The organism is Pseudomonas sp. HB05, from assembly GCF_016756915.1.
Taxonomy (GTDB): Bacteria; Pseudomonadota; Gammaproteobacteria; order Pseudomonadales; family Pseudomonadaceae; genus Aquipseudomonas; species Aquipseudomonas alvandae.
The window spans coordinates 235,990-250,519 of the sequence record NZ_JAESPG010000005.1 but is presented as its reverse complement, the minus strand read 5'-3'; the positions used below and the strand labels follow the sequence as shown (position 1 = coordinate 250,519).

Annotated in this window: 18 protein-coding genes; 9 read left to right on the top strand and 9 right to left on the bottom strand. The window is 59.3% G+C overall.

Annotated elements, in window-relative coordinates; genetic code table 11:
• Window positions 1-264 precede the first annotated feature (264 nt).
• Window positions 265-813 carry an RNA polymerase factor sigma-70 gene (locus tag JMN22_RS08170; RefSeq protein WP_030141922.1) on the top strand — a complete coding sequence of 183 codons (549 nt, stop codon included), beginning with the start codon at window positions 265-267 and terminating at the stop codon, window positions 811-813.
• A 127-nt stretch (window positions 814-940) separates the two neighbouring features.
• Here JMN22_RS08170 and JMN22_RS08165 read toward each other — a convergent pair whose 3' ends face one another.
• The 3 genes from JMN22_RS08165 to JMN22_RS08155 form a co-directional block, all read right to left on the bottom strand.
• Window positions 941-1,954 (bottom strand): GNAT family N-acetyltransferase, encoded by a 1,014-nt coding sequence (locus JMN22_RS08165; protein ID WP_198797264.1) that lies wholly within the window; start codon window positions 1,952-1,954, stop codon window positions 941-943.
• A 68-nt stretch (window positions 1,955-2,022) separates the two neighbouring features.
• A complete protein-coding gene (locus JMN22_RS08160; RefSeq protein ID WP_198797265.1) occupies window positions 2,023-2,799 on the bottom strand; it encodes a substrate-binding periplasmic protein in 777 nt (258 codons plus the stop codon).
• 116 nt (window positions 2,800-2,915) lie between these two features.
• Window positions 2,916-3,542: a TetR/AcrR family transcriptional regulator gene (locus JMN22_RS08155; RefSeq protein WP_198797266.1), complete on the bottom strand. Its 627-nt coding sequence runs from the start codon at window positions 3,540-3,542 to the stop codon at window positions 2,916-2,918.
• A 171-nt stretch (window positions 3,543-3,713) separates the two neighbouring features.
• Between JMN22_RS08155 and JMN22_RS08150 the strand changes: the two genes are divergently transcribed.
• Entirely contained in the window at window positions 3,714-4,256 is a 543-nt protein-coding gene (locus JMN22_RS08150; protein ID WP_030141918.1) for an exonuclease domain-containing protein, read from the top strand.
• A gap of 86 nt (window positions 4,257-4,342) precedes the next feature.
• Complete coding sequence (gene ppnP, locus JMN22_RS08145; protein ID WP_030141917.1) at window positions 4,343-4,627, top strand: pyrimidine/purine nucleoside phosphorylase; 285 nt, start codon at window positions 4,343-4,345, stop codon at window positions 4,625-4,627.
• A gap of 80 nt (window positions 4,628-4,707) precedes the next feature.
• Here the strand turns inward: ppnP and JMN22_RS08140 are convergent, their stop codons facing one another.
• Together JMN22_RS08140 and JMN22_RS08135 are read right to left on the bottom strand one after the other, a co-directional pair.
• Window positions 4,708-5,517: an MOSC domain-containing protein gene (locus JMN22_RS08140; RefSeq protein WP_030141916.1), complete on the bottom strand. Its 810-nt coding sequence runs from the start codon at window positions 5,515-5,517 to the stop codon at window positions 4,708-4,710.
• Between the two features lie 68 nt (window positions 5,518-5,585).
• Window positions 5,586-6,509 (bottom strand): chemotaxis protein CheV, encoded by a 924-nt coding sequence (locus JMN22_RS08135; protein WP_030141915.1) that lies wholly within the window; start codon window positions 6,507-6,509, stop codon window positions 5,586-5,588.
• Window positions 6,510-6,990: 481 nt separating this feature from the next.
• Between JMN22_RS08135 and JMN22_RS08130 the strand changes: the two genes are divergently transcribed.
• The 3 genes from JMN22_RS08130 (at window position 6,991) to JMN22_RS08120 (ending at window position 9,245) form a co-directional block, all read left to right on the top strand.
• On the top strand, window positions 6,991-7,461 hold the full coding sequence (locus JMN22_RS08130) for a hypothetical protein (protein ID WP_198797267.1): 471 nt from the start codon (window positions 6,991-6,993) through the stop codon (window positions 7,459-7,461).
• 234 nt (window positions 7,462-7,695) lie between these two features.
• On the top strand, window positions 7,696-8,589 hold the full coding sequence (locus JMN22_RS08125) for a sensor histidine kinase (protein ID WP_030141913.1): 894 nt from the start codon (window positions 7,696-7,698) through the stop codon (window positions 8,587-8,589).
• A complete protein-coding gene (locus tag JMN22_RS08120; protein ID WP_030141912.1) occupies window positions 8,586-9,245 on the top strand; it encodes a response regulator in 660 nt (219 codons plus the stop codon). Before JMN22_RS08125 ends, JMN22_RS08120 begins: the two co-directional genes overlap by 4 nt.
• Here JMN22_RS08120 and yegS read toward each other — a convergent pair.
• Entirely contained in the window at window positions 9,229-10,146 is a 918-nt protein-coding gene (yegS, locus tag JMN22_RS08115; protein WP_030141911.1) for a lipid kinase YegS, read from the bottom strand. The two genes, JMN22_RS08120 and yegS, sit on opposite strands and share 17 nt — an antisense overlap.
• A 302-nt stretch (window positions 10,147-10,448) precedes the next feature.
• On the opposite strand from yegS, the gene JMN22_RS26520 reads away from it, so the two are divergent.
• Entirely contained in the window at window positions 10,449-10,757 is a 309-nt protein-coding gene (locus tag JMN22_RS26520; RefSeq protein WP_236010353.1) for a hypothetical protein, read from the top strand.
• Window positions 10,758-10,818: 61 nt separating this feature from the next.
• On the opposite strand, the gene JMN22_RS08105 is transcribed toward JMN22_RS26520, so the two are convergent.
• Both JMN22_RS08105 and moaB read right to left on the bottom strand, forming a co-directional pair.
• Complete coding sequence (locus tag JMN22_RS08105) at window positions 10,819-12,009, bottom strand: molybdopterin molybdotransferase MoeA (protein ID WP_198797291.1); 1,191 nt, start codon at window positions 12,007-12,009, stop codon at window positions 10,819-10,821.
• 22 nt (window positions 12,010-12,031) lie between these two features.
• Complete coding sequence (moaB, locus tag JMN22_RS08100) at window positions 12,032-12,571, bottom strand: molybdenum cofactor biosynthesis protein B (RefSeq protein WP_198797268.1); 540 nt, start codon at window positions 12,569-12,571, stop codon at window positions 12,032-12,034.
• Window positions 12,572-12,649: 78 nt separating this feature from the next.
• Here moaB and mobA point away from each other — a divergent pair, with 78 nt between their 5' ends.
• The gene (mobA, locus tag JMN22_RS08095; RefSeq protein ID WP_030141907.1) at window positions 12,650-13,252 is read left to right on the top strand and encodes a molybdenum cofactor guanylyltransferase MobA; all 603 of its coding nucleotides are present in this window, start codon (window positions 12,650-12,652) and stop codon (window positions 13,250-13,252) included.
• A gap of 75 nt (window positions 13,253-13,327) precedes the next feature.
• Window positions 13,328-13,549, top strand: coding sequence for a YgdI/YgdR family lipoprotein (locus tag JMN22_RS08090; protein WP_030141906.1), 222 nt, complete (start codon window positions 13,328-13,330; stop codon window positions 13,547-13,549).
• 76 nt (window positions 13,550-13,625) lie between these two features.
• Here JMN22_RS08090 and JMN22_RS08085 read toward each other — a convergent pair whose 3' ends face one another.
• A complete protein-coding gene (locus JMN22_RS08085) occupies window positions 13,626-14,516 on the bottom strand; it encodes a pseudouridine synthase (RefSeq protein ID WP_198797269.1) in 891 nt (296 codons plus the stop codon).
• Window positions 14,517-14,530 lie beyond the last annotated feature (14 nt).

Genomic DNA, 14,530 nt, shown 5'->3' with positions numbered 1-14,530 from the left:
TTCGGCTTGCAAGTAGTCACCCATGGGGACGGATAACACCGCCAGATAATTAGTCGCTGCTCCCAGGCAACGCGCGCGCAGCGGCGTTCAGGCCCGTAGTACCCCGCGACAACGAGTCGCAGCGCTCAGTCTGGACTTCCTTTCATCAATAATTCTTCTTCTCAATTGACAATAATTATCATTAAGCCTAATTTGGCCCCCGATGTGTAGGACGGATCCGCTGGCCCGACCGTCCTGCTAACTAATTGCAGCAAGGTGAATTCCATGACGGAACAAGTATCCACAAGCAGGTGCGACTCACCGCTACTTCAGGCATTCGTCGATAACCGAACCATCCTGGTCAAGATCGCAGCGCGCATCACCGGGTGCCGGTCCCGCGCGGAAGATGTAGTCCAAGACGCGTTTTTCAGGCTGCAATCGGCGCCGCAGATCACCTCTTCCATCAAGGCCCAGCTCAGCTATTTGTTCCAGATCGTGCGCAACCTGGCGATCGACCACTACCGCAAGCAAGCGCTGGAACAGAAATACTCGGGCCCTGAAGAGGAAGGCTTGAACGTGGTGATCCAGGGAGCTTCGCCGGAAACGTCGCATATCAACTTTTCCACGCTCGAGCACATCGCCGACGCGTTGACCGAGCTGCCCAGCCGTACTCGCTACGCCTTCGAGATGTACCGCCTGCACGGCGTGCCGCAGAAGGACATCGCCAAGGAGTTGGGCGTCTCGCCAACCCTGGTGAACTTCATGATCCGCGACGCCCTGGTGCATTGCCGCAAGGTGTCGGGGGTACGCGGGGATACGTTTGCGCGGCGGTAATCAGCCGATTTGCCGATGCCCAATGTGAGAGCGGGCTTGCTCGCGAAGGCAGAGTGTCAGCTGACTTCTGTGCCAGCTGATACACAGCCTTCGCGAGCAAGCCCGCTCCCACAGGGACCTGCCCATTTCACATCAACGAACACCGATCAAAAAACCGCTCCCGCCCCAGGATCATCAACGCCGCCCGCTTATGCGGGAAATCGAATTCCTTCTCACAATGGAAGCATTGGTTATGCAAATGCCCGATCATCCGGGCGTTGTCGGCCCGAGGCTCGGCCACCACGCGCTGGGTGCGTGGATCGTCGAGAAACAGGTAGTGCACCAGCGCTGATAGCCAGCTCGCGACTTTATGCGGGCCCCGATGTTGTTCCTCGCCCACCAGCATGTGGATGCCACGGTCATAATCGTGGGCGTCATAGAACGGCGCGATTCGATCTTCCTTGGCCCAATAGGCTTCGAAATAGGCGAATGGCTGGTCGTCGAAACAGCCGATCAACGTCAAGACCCGAGGGTCGTGCTGCAGCTTGCCCAGATACTCGCAATGCTGCTCCAGGCTGCCCTCCTCTTGCCAGAAGTTGGCGACCCGAGGGCTGTTCTGCCAGCGATTGAAGCGTGTCAGGTCCTGCTCGATTTCGAGGGTTCGCAGGGACACCCAAGCCCCCAGCCGCGCATCGAAACGTCGATACACCTCGCCTCGTGGCTTGATCGGTCGACGAGGATGGCGCTTGCCATCGGTGATGATCATTTGCTGCGGATAACTGCCATTGAATGCTTCCCCCAGCCAAGGTTGCGGCAATTGCCAGAACAAGACGCGCTCACAGACGTATTCGTTCACCTCTGGCGTGCCCGCCAGCAAGCCACTGAGCAAGGCTTCGCCGGGGCGTTCGTCAAGGTGCCAGACCAATTGCTGGCAATCGGGATCCCTGGCAAACAACCAATAGCAGGCGGCCCACAGCGCCGGCCCTACAGGCCGGTCGTTGGCTTCTTGAAGATGCACATGAAGTTGAGGGCCGCGCTCCAGGCGCAGGCGGATCAAGGGCGCGCCTTCGAGCATCAGGCTCAGATGACGCTCGGTTTCATCAGCGCCGAGGTGGCGGCCACCCGGCAAGGGCAACGTTGTTGAAGGCTTGGAGATGGACATTGGAGCGGCTCACGTATTCGTCGATGGTCAACGTGTGACGTGAGCCGGAATGGGAAATTTAGTCTGGCTCAATGAGCGTGTGGTGGCACCAACTCGATCCGGTAGGGCTGGAAGATCTCCAACATTTGCCCATTGTCCCGCAGTTTCTGCAGCAACCGTTGGAACACATCGGCACTGATGGGCGCCTGGGGTCGGATCAGCGCGTAATGGTGATAGATCTGATCGATGCGCTCGGAAACCAGCAACTGGGGGCCTACCTCAAGATTGCGCAACAGGTAGTCGCTGAGGTACGAGCGGGTCACCAAGGCAATATCCGCGCGCCCGCGCACCACCATCTGCAAATTGCTGTCGTGGGAATAGGTCAGCGTGGCGTTGTACTGCCCGATAAGGAACTTGGGGTCGGGGTTGAACTCGGCAAAGGCGTAGTGATAACCGCTGAACAACGCCAGGCGCTTGCCCCTCAGGTCAGCGAAATATGATTGCTGGCGATCTGGCTGGCGCTGGGTCACAAAGATCTCGGCGTCTTCCAGCCCCATGTCGACTGCGGTATGTGGCACATCCTGCCAGCCCCAGTCCGGGTTCTCGAAAATCGCCATGTCGACGCGTCCCTGCTTGAAATCATTGAAGCGGCGCGGAATCGAAGTGGGCACCAGGACGAACTGGTAATCGGCCTGCGATCGATTCAGGGCCTCCACCAGTTGCGGCAGCAGGCCGGTGTCGGCGCCGTTTTCGGGCCGAACGGTATAGGGTGGAAAATGTGCCGCGCCAATCCGCACCAGCTGCGCCGCCTCAAGGGAGGACGTCAGGAAAAGAGCCAGAGCGGCCAGCAAAACACGCGAGGTCATCCCCATCGGCAATAACGTCAAGATACCCCACTCCCCAAAAGACCCATCAATACAGTGACGCTAGGCGGTTTCAGCCGCTTAGCCAGCCATGCGGCCAATTTTAAGCGGTCGCTTGCTTATTGTTTTTCTGCCAACACAAGGATCAGGGCCTGCTCGGCCAGTTCATCGAGACTCAGGCTGCCTTCGGTGCGAAACCAGGTGGTGGTCCAGGACAACGCACCGGTCAGGAAGCGCCGGGTAATGGACGCGTCCCCGCGAATATACCCGGCCTCCTTGGCCCGCCCCAAGACTTCAAGCCAGACTTCTTCATAAATATTGCGCAAGGCCAGGATTTGGCGCTGCCCCTCCATGGAAAGGGAACGCCACTCATAGAACAACACCGCCATCGCCTCGCCGGTGCCGCCCATGATCGACTGCAATTCGCAGCGGATCAGCGCCAGCACCTGCTCGCGCACGCCGCGGGCCTCGGCCAGGGCCGCGCGCATCAACGCAGTGTTGTAGCGGATGGTTTCCTCCATCACCGCCCGAAGGATTTCGTCCTTGCTCTTGAAGTGATGAAAAATGCTCCCCGACTGGATGCCCACGGCACTCGCCAGGTCGCGCACAGTGGTGCGCTCGAAGCCTTTGTTACGAAACAGGTGAGCCGCGGTCTGGAGCAGTTTGCCGCGAGCACTGTCCGGGTCGGTCAGTTGACCGTTGTCGACCAGCTCGCGCATCACGCCCCGGGTTTTTTGCTCGTCCACCTGCGTTCTCCCACAGTCGATCAACCCATGCACGGCTATTTCATCAAATCGGCGTGGGCAATTTAAGCTGGCCGGGGCAACCTAGCAAGCGCTCGGGGCCAGGACTAGGCGGATGCGCCGGGTTTGACTACGCTCAAACCCATCAGCACGCCGATACCGGGAACCTTAGCGATGCCTCACTGGCTGGTGATTGATCTGGAGGCCACCACCGATGAAGGTGGCTGGCCGGTAAGCGAAATGGAAATTATCGAAATCGGCGCCAGCCTGGTGAACCGAGACGGCCGGGAGGTGGATCATTTCCAGCGGTTTGTCCGGCCACTGCGGCGACCGCTGCTCACCCCTTTTTGTCGCCAGCTGACTCACATCAGCCAGGCCAACATCGACAGCGCCGCCCCGCTGACCGAGGTCTGGCCTGTTTTCGAGCGTTGGTTGGCGCCCTATCACGCCAATCTTGAGGGCTGGATCAGCTGGGGTGACTACGATCGCAAGCAATTGCTGCAGGAATGGCAGCAACAACAACTGCAAAGCGTGCTTGGCCAGGTTCAGCACATGAATCTCAAGCAACGTTTCGCCAAGGCGCGTCGGCTGGAGCGCCCCTTGGGGCTCAATGCAGCGTTGCAATTGGCCGGGCTGCAGTTCTGTGGGCAACAGCACCGCGCACTGGAGGACGCCCGCAACACGGCGCGATTATTGCCTCTTGTGCTGACAGGCTGAGCGGTTGCCGGGCGCGACAGATGACGACTGTTGTGGCCTTGTGCATACTGGCCGGCCTTTTTCAGCCCTTTCTCGAGGAATCGCCCATGTTTAAAGTCAACGAGTACTTCGACGGCACCGTCAAGTCGATCGCGTTCGGCACTGCCGAAGGCCCAGCGACCATTGGCGTCATGGCACCGGGCGAATATGAATTCGGCACCGCCCAGCGGGAAATCATGCACGTCGTGTCTGGCGCCCTGAGCGTAAAGCTGCCTGACAGCACCCATTGGGAAACCTTCGAGGCCGGCAGCCAGTTCAACGTCCCGGCCAACAGCAAGTTCCAGCTCAAGGTCGCCGTTGACACGGCTTACCTGTGTGAATATCGCGCCTGATATTTTCGTGGCGAAAACGGTTGTCCGGTAAATAGAAATGCCCGTGTCATTGGACACGGGCATTTTTGTTCTTGAGAGTTTTATTCCAGCACTTCGACCGGCATCCCCACTTCAAGCCTGCCGTTGCCGTCATTCACCAGGTTCTGCCCGAACATCGCGCCGTCAGGCGTCGAACGGTACTGCTGCAACGTCGCGAAAGGCTCGCGATTCGGATCGCGCTCACCGGTTTGCGGATCGACGGTGGTCATGATGCATCTTGAGCATGGCTTGACCACCCGGAATTCCACGTCGCCGATACGAATCCGCTTCCAGCCGTCTTCGGCAAATGCCTCGCTGCCCTCGATCACCAGGTTGGGACGGAAGCGCAGCATTTCCAGGGGGCGGCCGACCTTGCCAGACAGATCCTGCAAAGAGGCCTGTCCAATCAACAACAAAGGAAAACCATCGGCGAAAGCGACCTTGTCGTCGTCCCGGCCATAGCCGGCTGCCGTGGTACGGGCCAATTCCACCGGGACATGGACCAGCCGGGTGCGCTGGCCGATGAATTCGCTGACCCAGGCCGCCGCCTCGTCCCCGGCATCCGGCACCCGCAAGGTGTCGCGCCAGATGATCACGCCGCGTCGTTGTTCTTCGCTGACCGGCGGCAACGCCGCTTCGAAGGTGCCGTAGCCCGGCGCACTGAGCGTCAGGCCGCCCGCCTCGTTCCACAAGGCCGATAGCTGGCTCATTTTCGCCACGGCCCGCTGGGTCAGGAATCGCCCGCTGCCTTCATCGACGAGCATCCAGCGGCGGTCACCGTCCAACCCCAGCTTGTCCAGGCCAATCCCTTGCAGCGATTGGCCCTTGCCGGATTTCAACGGATAACGATACAGCGCGCTCAGCCGCAACATGGTCAGCTCCCCAGGCGAAAAAAAGCCACCTTATACGAGCCGGCCACCGAAGCAAACCGGGATCGGTATCAGTCGAGCATCAGCCGCTGGCGCACCACGTCTACCAGCTTGTCCGGCTGGAATTTGGAAAGGAAATTGTCACAGCCGACTTTCTTGACCATCGACTCGTTGAAGCTGCCGGAGAGCGAGGTATGCAGCACCACATAGAGTCCACGCAAGCGCGGATCGTTGCGAATCTCGGTGGTCAGGCGATAACCGTCCATTTCCGGCATTTCGGCATCGGTGAAGATCATCAGCAACTTGTCGGTCATCACCTCGCCGAAGTCCGCCCAGGCCTTGAGCATGTTCAGCGCCTTCAGGCCGTCGCTGGCGATGTGCATCTTCACGCCCAACTGGCCCAGGGTGTCACGCAATTGCGAGAGCGCGACGTTGGAGTCGTCCACCAGCAGGACCTCACGGCCACGGGCGCGCTCCAACACCGGGTCTTCGAGCTTGTCGCGGGAAACCTTGGCGTTGTAAGGGACGATTTCGGCCAGGACTTTTTCCACGTCGATGATTTCCACCAACTGGTCGTCCACCTTGCTGATGGCGGTCAGGTAATGCTCGCGGCCGGCGCTGGTCGGGGGTGGCAGGATGGCTTCCCAGTTCATGTTGACGATGCGGTCCACGCCACCCACCAGGAACGCCTGTACGGAGCGGTTGTACTCGGTGACGATGATGGTACTGTTCGGCCCCGGCACCAACGGACGCATGCCGATGGCCTGGGACAGGTCGATGACCGGCAGCGTCTGGCCACGCAGGTTGACCACGCCGCAGACGAATGGATGGCGCTGGGGCATCAAGGTCAGCTTCGGCAGTTGCAACACTTCCTGGACCTTGAATACGTTGATGGCGAACAATTGCCGCCCGGCCAGCCGAAACATGAGAATTTCCAGGCGATTCTCACCCACCAGTTGGGTTCGTTGATCTACTGTGTCGAGAATGCCGGCCATCGATGACTCCTGGGCTTGTTCGGATGAATCCTGTAATGGCGCTATCGGCGTCCTGCGCCAAATCTTGACCCTGAAATGAAATATCAAGGCGAGAGATTGATATCACATTAACATCATGTTTTACTGGCCTCCTGCTTTTTTCATCCCCCTGTTCCCCGCCGCGCGACTTCGGTTTGCGGACAAAGTTCCCCTGCCTAAGGGTTTCCCCTAGGCACAATCAGGTCCAACCTGATATTCCCGCTATTCAATAGCCATTAATGTGACGCCATTCTCATTGCTGAACGGAGTCAGGCTTTTGTGCGCGACCACAGGACATCGACCTTCCCGCCATTCGGCCGATCCCGCGCGTGCAATCGTTTGCGCGCCGGACTCTGCCAAGCGGCGGGGATGCGCGAGGCGCCGTCGTTCGTTCACGGCCATGGGATCCAGCGTTCGCCACACGCGATTTACTTTCGCCTGACATGATGTTGTGGAGATAAGCATGCCGAACGATCGCAAGAACTGGAACCAGCGCCTTCCAGAGTTCCTGACCGAAGCCGAGACGCTCTTGGCCAAGTCGGAGGAATGCCTGAGCCACCTGCAACTGATCAACAACGACAAGGACGCCATTGATTGCATGCTCAGCACGTTGCTGAAATTGGCAAACAAGGCCGATGCCCTTGCGCTGGAGGCCGTTTCGGATTTTTCATTGCACATCCATGGTCTGCTCACCCACGCGCAAAATCGCATGGAGTTGCACGACCAGGCGTTGGGCGCATTGAAAGACTGCTTCACACTGATGGCCTGGCAACTCGAACTGGTTGACCACACCACAGGCAAATTGAGCCTGGACAGCAGCGAACAAACCTCCCTGATCGAAGCGTTTGCGTTCCAGGTGGGCCAGAATCCTTGCCAGGCGCTGCAAACTCCACGCCCGCTGGGGCTGGTACCCTACGCTCAGAAACAAGCATGAAACCGCCCGTCATGGCAGCCAGCCAAGTGCCCGGCTCACCGAGCTTTGCTACCACCAAGCCGAGCGCGACCAACGATATTTGAAGTGGTACTATGTCTTCCGTCAGTCACTTCGAACCGCCGCGCCAAAAGCCGCCAACCGAAGCCGTCCTCGACCTGAACCTTTTACCCGACCCGGCCCGTCAGATTCGCTGACTGGCCTGCCCGCAGCGAACATCCATTGGCTCCATCCGTTATGTACGCCAGCTTCAAGTCATTTACCTCCTGGCCACCCTCCCGAGAAAACGCCCGTCGGCTCACACTTTTGCTGTGCATCTGCTCGACCCTCGGCAGCCTGCTGGCCTACTGGTCGGCCATGACGGTGCCGCTGAGCTTGCTTGCACTGAACATGGCGGTCTTGGCCTGCGTCTGGATCCAGTATCGACTGTCGCGCAAGTCGATCAAGTTCCAGCCGCAGGAACTGGCCGACCGACTTCTGGAAGTCCAGGAAAACGAACGTCATCGACTCAGTCGCGAATTGCACGATGACATTGGCCAGTTGCTGACCGCGGCCAAGCTGCAGAGCGAATGGCTCAAGCGCCGCATGCCGCAAGAGCTGCAAGACCAATGCTCTGTCCTCAGCGAAACGCTCGACGAGACCCTGAACAAGGTGCGCGATGTGTCGGCGATTCTCAATCCGAGGCAATTGACCAGCCTGGGCCTGGAAGCCAGCCTGCGTGCGCATTTGCTCAAGACACTGGCCAATACGTCCGTGAACTGGAGCCTCGATTGCCAGCAGCGCATGACCGGCATACCGGAAGAAATGACCGTCGCCGCCTTTCGCATCACCCAGGAAGCGATCACCAACATTCTGCGCCACGCCCAGGCAAAGAATCTCCTCGTGCGCCTGCAACGGCTGCCCGAAGGTTTGACATTAGTGATCAGCGACGACGGCCAGGGATTTGTCCCAGCCGACCACCCTGCCCGCGAAGGACAACGCGGCATGGCCGGCATGTCGGAGCGGGTCGAGCAACTGGGCGGCACGCTCAAAATAGTCAGCGAGGCCGGCAAAGGCACGCATATCGAAGCTCGTTTTCCCTGGGCGCCCCGCGCCCTGGAGCGGGCCAGCAAGAATAAGGTTCTCCATTGACTTGTAATTTGCTTTTGGTAGATGACCATTCGCTTATCCGTGCGGGTGTGCGCGCCCTGGTCCTGGACCTCCCTGGCTACGCCGTTGTCGGCGAAGCCAATGACGGCTCGCAGTTGCTGGAGCTGGTGGAACGGCTCAACCCCGACATCGTGCTGCTGGATATTTCCATGAAAGACACCAGCGGCCTGCAAGCCTTGCAGCAACTCAAGCGAGTACGTCCCCACAGCAAGGTCCTGATCCTGTCCATGCACACCGACCCCGCACTCATCATGCAGGCGCTGGAATCAGGAGCGCACGGCTACCTGCTCAAGGACACGACCCCCACCGAACTGGGCCACGCGCTGGAAGCCCTGCGCAACGACGAACGCTACCTGAGCCCGGCCATTGCCCACACCGTGATCAACCAGGCCCTGACCCGCGTTCAAAAATATCAGCCCGATCCTGCCCAGACCCACAACCTGACGGCACGCCAGTTGGAAATCCTGCGACTGATCGTTCGCGGCAAGTCCACCCGGGAAATTGCCAACGGCCTGAGCCTGAGCATCAAGACGGTGGAAACCCATCGGGCTCAGATCATGAAGCGCCTGCAGATCCACGACGTGGCCGGGTTGGTCTTGTTTGCCGTGCGCGAGCAGATCATCAGCCTGGACGATTGAGCTTCGTCGAGCCGCCCAGCAGAGGCGAATCGGCGGGCAGATGTACACGTAGCGCTTGCGGGCGAACCGTAAAACGCAGGTCGTCTACTTGCAACGGTTCGCCGTCCAGATTGATGTCGAGGCCTTGGGCCACCTTGATTTCCACCCACGGCAAGCGTGCTCGCACGAACATGTTGTCGATGCCCAGCCCACCGGCCAGCAAATCCTTGAGCGTACTCACCACTTCCTGAGGCGCCGGCAAAATACTGATATCGAGCAAGCCATCGTCCGCCAGCGCCTCCGGACACAGCAAATGCCCTCCTCCGGCCTGCCTACCATTGCCAATGCCCAGCGCCAACAGATCGCCCCGCCAATGAAAACCGGGCCCCTGCAGCTCGCCATAGGCTGCGCTCAATTCGCTGAAGCGCGATAGGCCGGTGAACAGATAGGCAGCGCCGCCGAGGATTTTTTTCAGGTCCTCGGAGGTGTTCGCCGTCACCTGGCTACCGAAACCACCCGTAGCCATGTTCAGAAATATCTGCCCGCCAACTTCACCAAGATCGACCGCCCGCGGCGTGATATCCAGCAAGTCCAAGGCGCGATCCGGTTCCAGCGGCACACCGGCGGCCCGGGCAAAATCATTCGCGGTACCCAAAGGCAGCAATACCAGGCTGGCGTCGCCGGATTGCTGGGCAATGGCTTCGGCAATATCGCGCAAGGTCCCGTCCCCGCCGCCAGCGATCAATCGGTTATAACCCGCGTCCAGGGCCTCATCCACACACCGCCGGGCATCGCCCGCTTCCCACGTCAACCGCACTGCCAAGTCCCAGCCTTGTTTGCGCTTGAGCATCACTGCCGCGCGAACCTCTTCGTTGAGCGCTTGCTTGCCGTGCAGGATCAATAGCGCCTTGCCTTTGCTCATCGTTGTCTCCGTCATTGGAAGGTTCAGGAAATGGGACCGCTCATTCGCTGGAAATAGCCCCGGACATGGGCAATATCCGCAAAAAACCTGATCAATTTCTCGATTCCAAGAATTTTCTTACAAGACTTGGCGAATCAGCTCAATTGACCCTCTAACCGTATTGAGACACCTTGACAGGGTGTTGTGCTGAACCTCTAAACAACCATCAGACAAGGATGTGTAACCCATGGATGGATATCTCACGGCCCCCTGGGGCCCGCTCACGCGCTCAAGAAATCATGGCGACAGGGAGGAAATGCTCCATGCATCGCCATGAATACAAGCTGTCACCCCGCCACCTCGCGTCCTTCGGGAACGAACCGGCCGATCTCAAAAGCGAATGCAAACGTTGCAGTAATCCCGTTGGAGGAATTGATTTGGAACCGCGCGTCGTTGAATTGGAAGCCCACCTCAAATACATCCGAAGGGACATGGATGAAATCCGTATCGACGTCAAGGCCGTACGACACCGCCTTGCCTATCTGGCGGGTGCGGCGGCAGTCGTGGTCGGGCTGCTGGGGTGGGTCGCGAACAATCGTTTCGATCAGTTGGTGATGCTGCTGTCGCGATAAAGGCAACAGCGCGTAGAGACCCGATATAGAATCGGGCCGCAGCACGTTGGCGATTGCCGGACTAGTCCAGGACTTCGCTCAAGGGGATGAAACTGACGATATCGCCTTCAGCCAGCGTCCTTCCTTCAAGGACCTCCACCAGCCCTTCGGCCCAGGCGGCACTACGCAGGACACCGGAGCTCTGGTTGCGATAAATGATGGCTCGACCATTTTCGATGCGTCCTCTCAAGAACTCGCGCCGATTGCCTGCCTTCGTCCAGACGAAACCGGCGGGCACCTGGAACTTGAGAGGCGACACCGCCTGAACACCTTGGCGACGCAACAGATAAGGCCGCGCCAACAGGGCGAAGGTCACCAGGGTCGAGGCAGGGTTTCCAGGCAGGCCAATCACCGGCACGCCGCGAAAATGCCCGAACGTCAGCGGTTTCCCCGGCTTGATGGCGAGCTTCCAGAGCGTCAACTCTCCTTCTTCACGCAACGCAATGCCCAGGAAATCCGCCTCCCCCACCGATACACCGCCCGTGGAAAGAATCAGGTCGACGTCCGATAGTTGAGCCAGGCAGGTGCGAGTCGTGGCCAGGTCATCAGGCAGGATACCCGCATCGACCACATCACAACCCAGGCGTTGCAACCAACCACAGAGCAATACGCGATTACTGTTATAAATCTGCCCCAGCCCCAGGGGCTGGCCGGGCTCTACCAGCTCATCACCTGTGGACAGCACAGCAACTCGCACCCTGCGTATCACGTCCAGCGATGCACGCCCCAAGGATGCCGCAAGCCCCAACTCAATCGGCCCCAGGCGAGTGCCGGCGCCGAGAACCTGCTCTCCAACGGTTGTTTCCTGTCCTTGGGGACGGATGTTCTGCCCGCAGGCCATGGGCTGGGTAAACCGCACCCGCTGGTCGTCTTCGACGATGACGTTTTCCTGCATCTCGACGCAATCGGCGCCCATCGGGATCGGCGCCCCCGTAAAGATCCGCGCACAGGTGCCAGCGGCAAGGGGGTCCGGAGATTGCCCGGCAAAAATCCGCTGGCTGATCACCAGCGGTGTTTCACCATCCCAGTCAGCCAGGCGCAAGGCGTAACCGTCCATGGCGCTGTTGGGCCATGGCGGGAGGTCGAGCGTCGAGACCAGATCCTCCGCCAGCACTCTTCCCTGGGCCTCGGCCAACGACACTCGCTCGTGCTGGACGATGGGCGTGGCGGCCGCCATCTCGAGCAAGCGCTCCAAGGCGACCTCGACGGCCATCAAGGCACCCGTCTTGCCCGGTTTACCCACGGGATTCACAAGGTGCCGCCTGTTTCAAATGGGCCACGAAATTGCACGGCCTATGCCGCGCGTCGAGCTGCTCGGCCAGGATTCCGTCCCATCCCGTGCGCACCGCATTGGTCGACCCGGGCAGGCAACATACCAGCGTCCCGTTGGCCAGGCCGGCCAGTGCCCGCGACTGGACAGTGGAGGTACCGATGTCCGCGACGGAAATCTGCCGGAACAGCTCGCCGAAACCATCGACCTGCTTGTCCAACAGACACGCAACGGCTTCCGGCGTGCTGTCACGCCCGGTAAAGCCGGTACCGCCAGTGATCAACACAACTTGCACGACATCGTCGGCGATCCAGGCGGCAACTTGCGCCCTGATCTTGTACAAATCATCTTTGAGCAACACCCGTGCCGCGAGGTTGTGCCCTGCCTCCCTGAGGCGATCGACAAAGACCTGGCCCGAGGTGTCGGTTTCCAGGGTACGGGTATCACTGACAGTCAGCACCGCGACATTGAGCGGCACGAAAGGTACATCAGCCTTGGCTTTCATAGGCTCGTCCAGTTGTAGGGGAAACAGCCTGGTGTTATATCACAGCGTCCCATTTTTTCGCCCGTGCGGAGACACCCGATGACCTCGAATAATGCCCTGCCACCTTGCTCCGTGCTGCTCCTCGCTGGCGGACGCGGTCAACGCATGGGTGGGCAGGACAAGGGCTTGCTGGAGTGGCGAGGTGAACCGTTGATTGCCCACCTTCATCGGCAAACCCGCACCCTGAGCGACGACCTGATCATTTCCTGCAACCGCAACCTGGAGCGCTACGCATCGTATGCCGACCAGTTGGTTCATGACGATGAAGGTGACTTTCCGGGCCCGCTGGCTGGAATCAGGGCTGGTCTCAAGGCAGCGAAGCATCCTTATCTGCTGGTGTTGCCGTGCGACGTACCGCAAATCGACTCGAGTCTGCTGGACAGCATGCGCGAAACGGCCAGCAAACATCCTGACAAACCACTGATGGTGCGTCACGGCGAACATTGGGAGCCGCTGCTTTGCATCATTCCCCGCGCCTTGTCAGCCACTTTCGAACAAGCCTGGAGCGATGGAGAACGCAGCCCCGGTCGCATCATGCGCACGCTGCAAGCAGTCGCCTTGCAATGCCCGTCCAACGATCCCCGACTGGCCAATCTCAACACGCCGGAACTCCTCGCCCAGCACAAAGGCGTGTCAGATTGACACTAGCCAGGAACTTGCGCGCGATGTATACGTCTGAAGGTCAGTAACTTGAAGAATCCATTTCGGAGAAACACCATGAACCAACGGACCCTCGCTACTTTCATGCTCGCGCTGGGCCTCGCCACTCTCGCCGGGTGTGCATCGCCAACAGTGATCACCTTGAATGACGGTCGCGAAATCCAGGCCGTCGACACGCCTAAATACGATGAAGAGAGCGGCTTCTACGAATTCGAGCAACTGGACGGCAAGCAGACTCGCGTGAACAAGGACCAGGTTCGTACCGTTAAAGATCTGTAATCTTCAACGTCACAGCCAGATACAGAAAAGCCCGCATTGATTGCGGGCTTTTTGTTGCCTGTCGAAAACGCAATGGCTACCACTGCAGCGTAATGTTGCTTTCAAAAAACCGATCCTGATTCGTGACCGGATCGAAGAAACGCAATTCTTGGGCCAGCAACTTGAGCGGATTGGAGTAGTCATCCTGGGCATCCCGAATCACATCGGGGTAGAACGGATCGTTACAGATAGGTGCGCCCAAGGCATTCATATGCACGCGCAACTGATGTTTTTTACCGGTGACCGGATACAGTCCATAGCGCCACAGGTCACCGTTTTTTTCCAGCACGTCGATGGCCGTCTCGGTATTGGGTGCGCCCGCCCCCTCCTGCATTCGGAAAAACGGCTCGCCATCGACCAACCGGCTCTCATGCACGCGGGGAAAACTCAATCCAGGCAACGCGGGCGCAATCGCCTGGTAGCTTTTTTCGATTCGGCGTGTCGGAAACAACGATTGATAGATCGAACGGGTCTGCGGGTTGGCTGAAAACAGCACAAGCCCGGCCGTGTGCCGATCAATACGGTGCAGGGGCACCAGATGCGGGTTATCCAGCCGACGGATCAATCGCCGCAACAAGGTCTGCTCGACATATTCGCCCGCCGGAGTGACAGGGAGATAATGCGGCTTGTCTGCCACCACCAGGTGCTCGTCGGCATAGAGGATCGACTCGAGCACTGGGATCGGTTTTTCATCGGGCACTTCACGAAAATAGTGGATGCGAAGGCCTTCACGGTATGGCAGATCGGCACGGATCGCCTTCCCCTCCCCGTCCAGCACCCGGCCCCGTGCAATCCGGTCCAGCCATTGCTCACGGCTGATCGCGCTGAAATGCTCGCAGAGGCATTCCAGCACAGTCTGCCAGGCACCGGGCGGCAGGTACAAAGTGCTGGCCTGCTGATGAGCTGCGGAAAACGATGAACCGGGCATTGAAGACTCTTTAC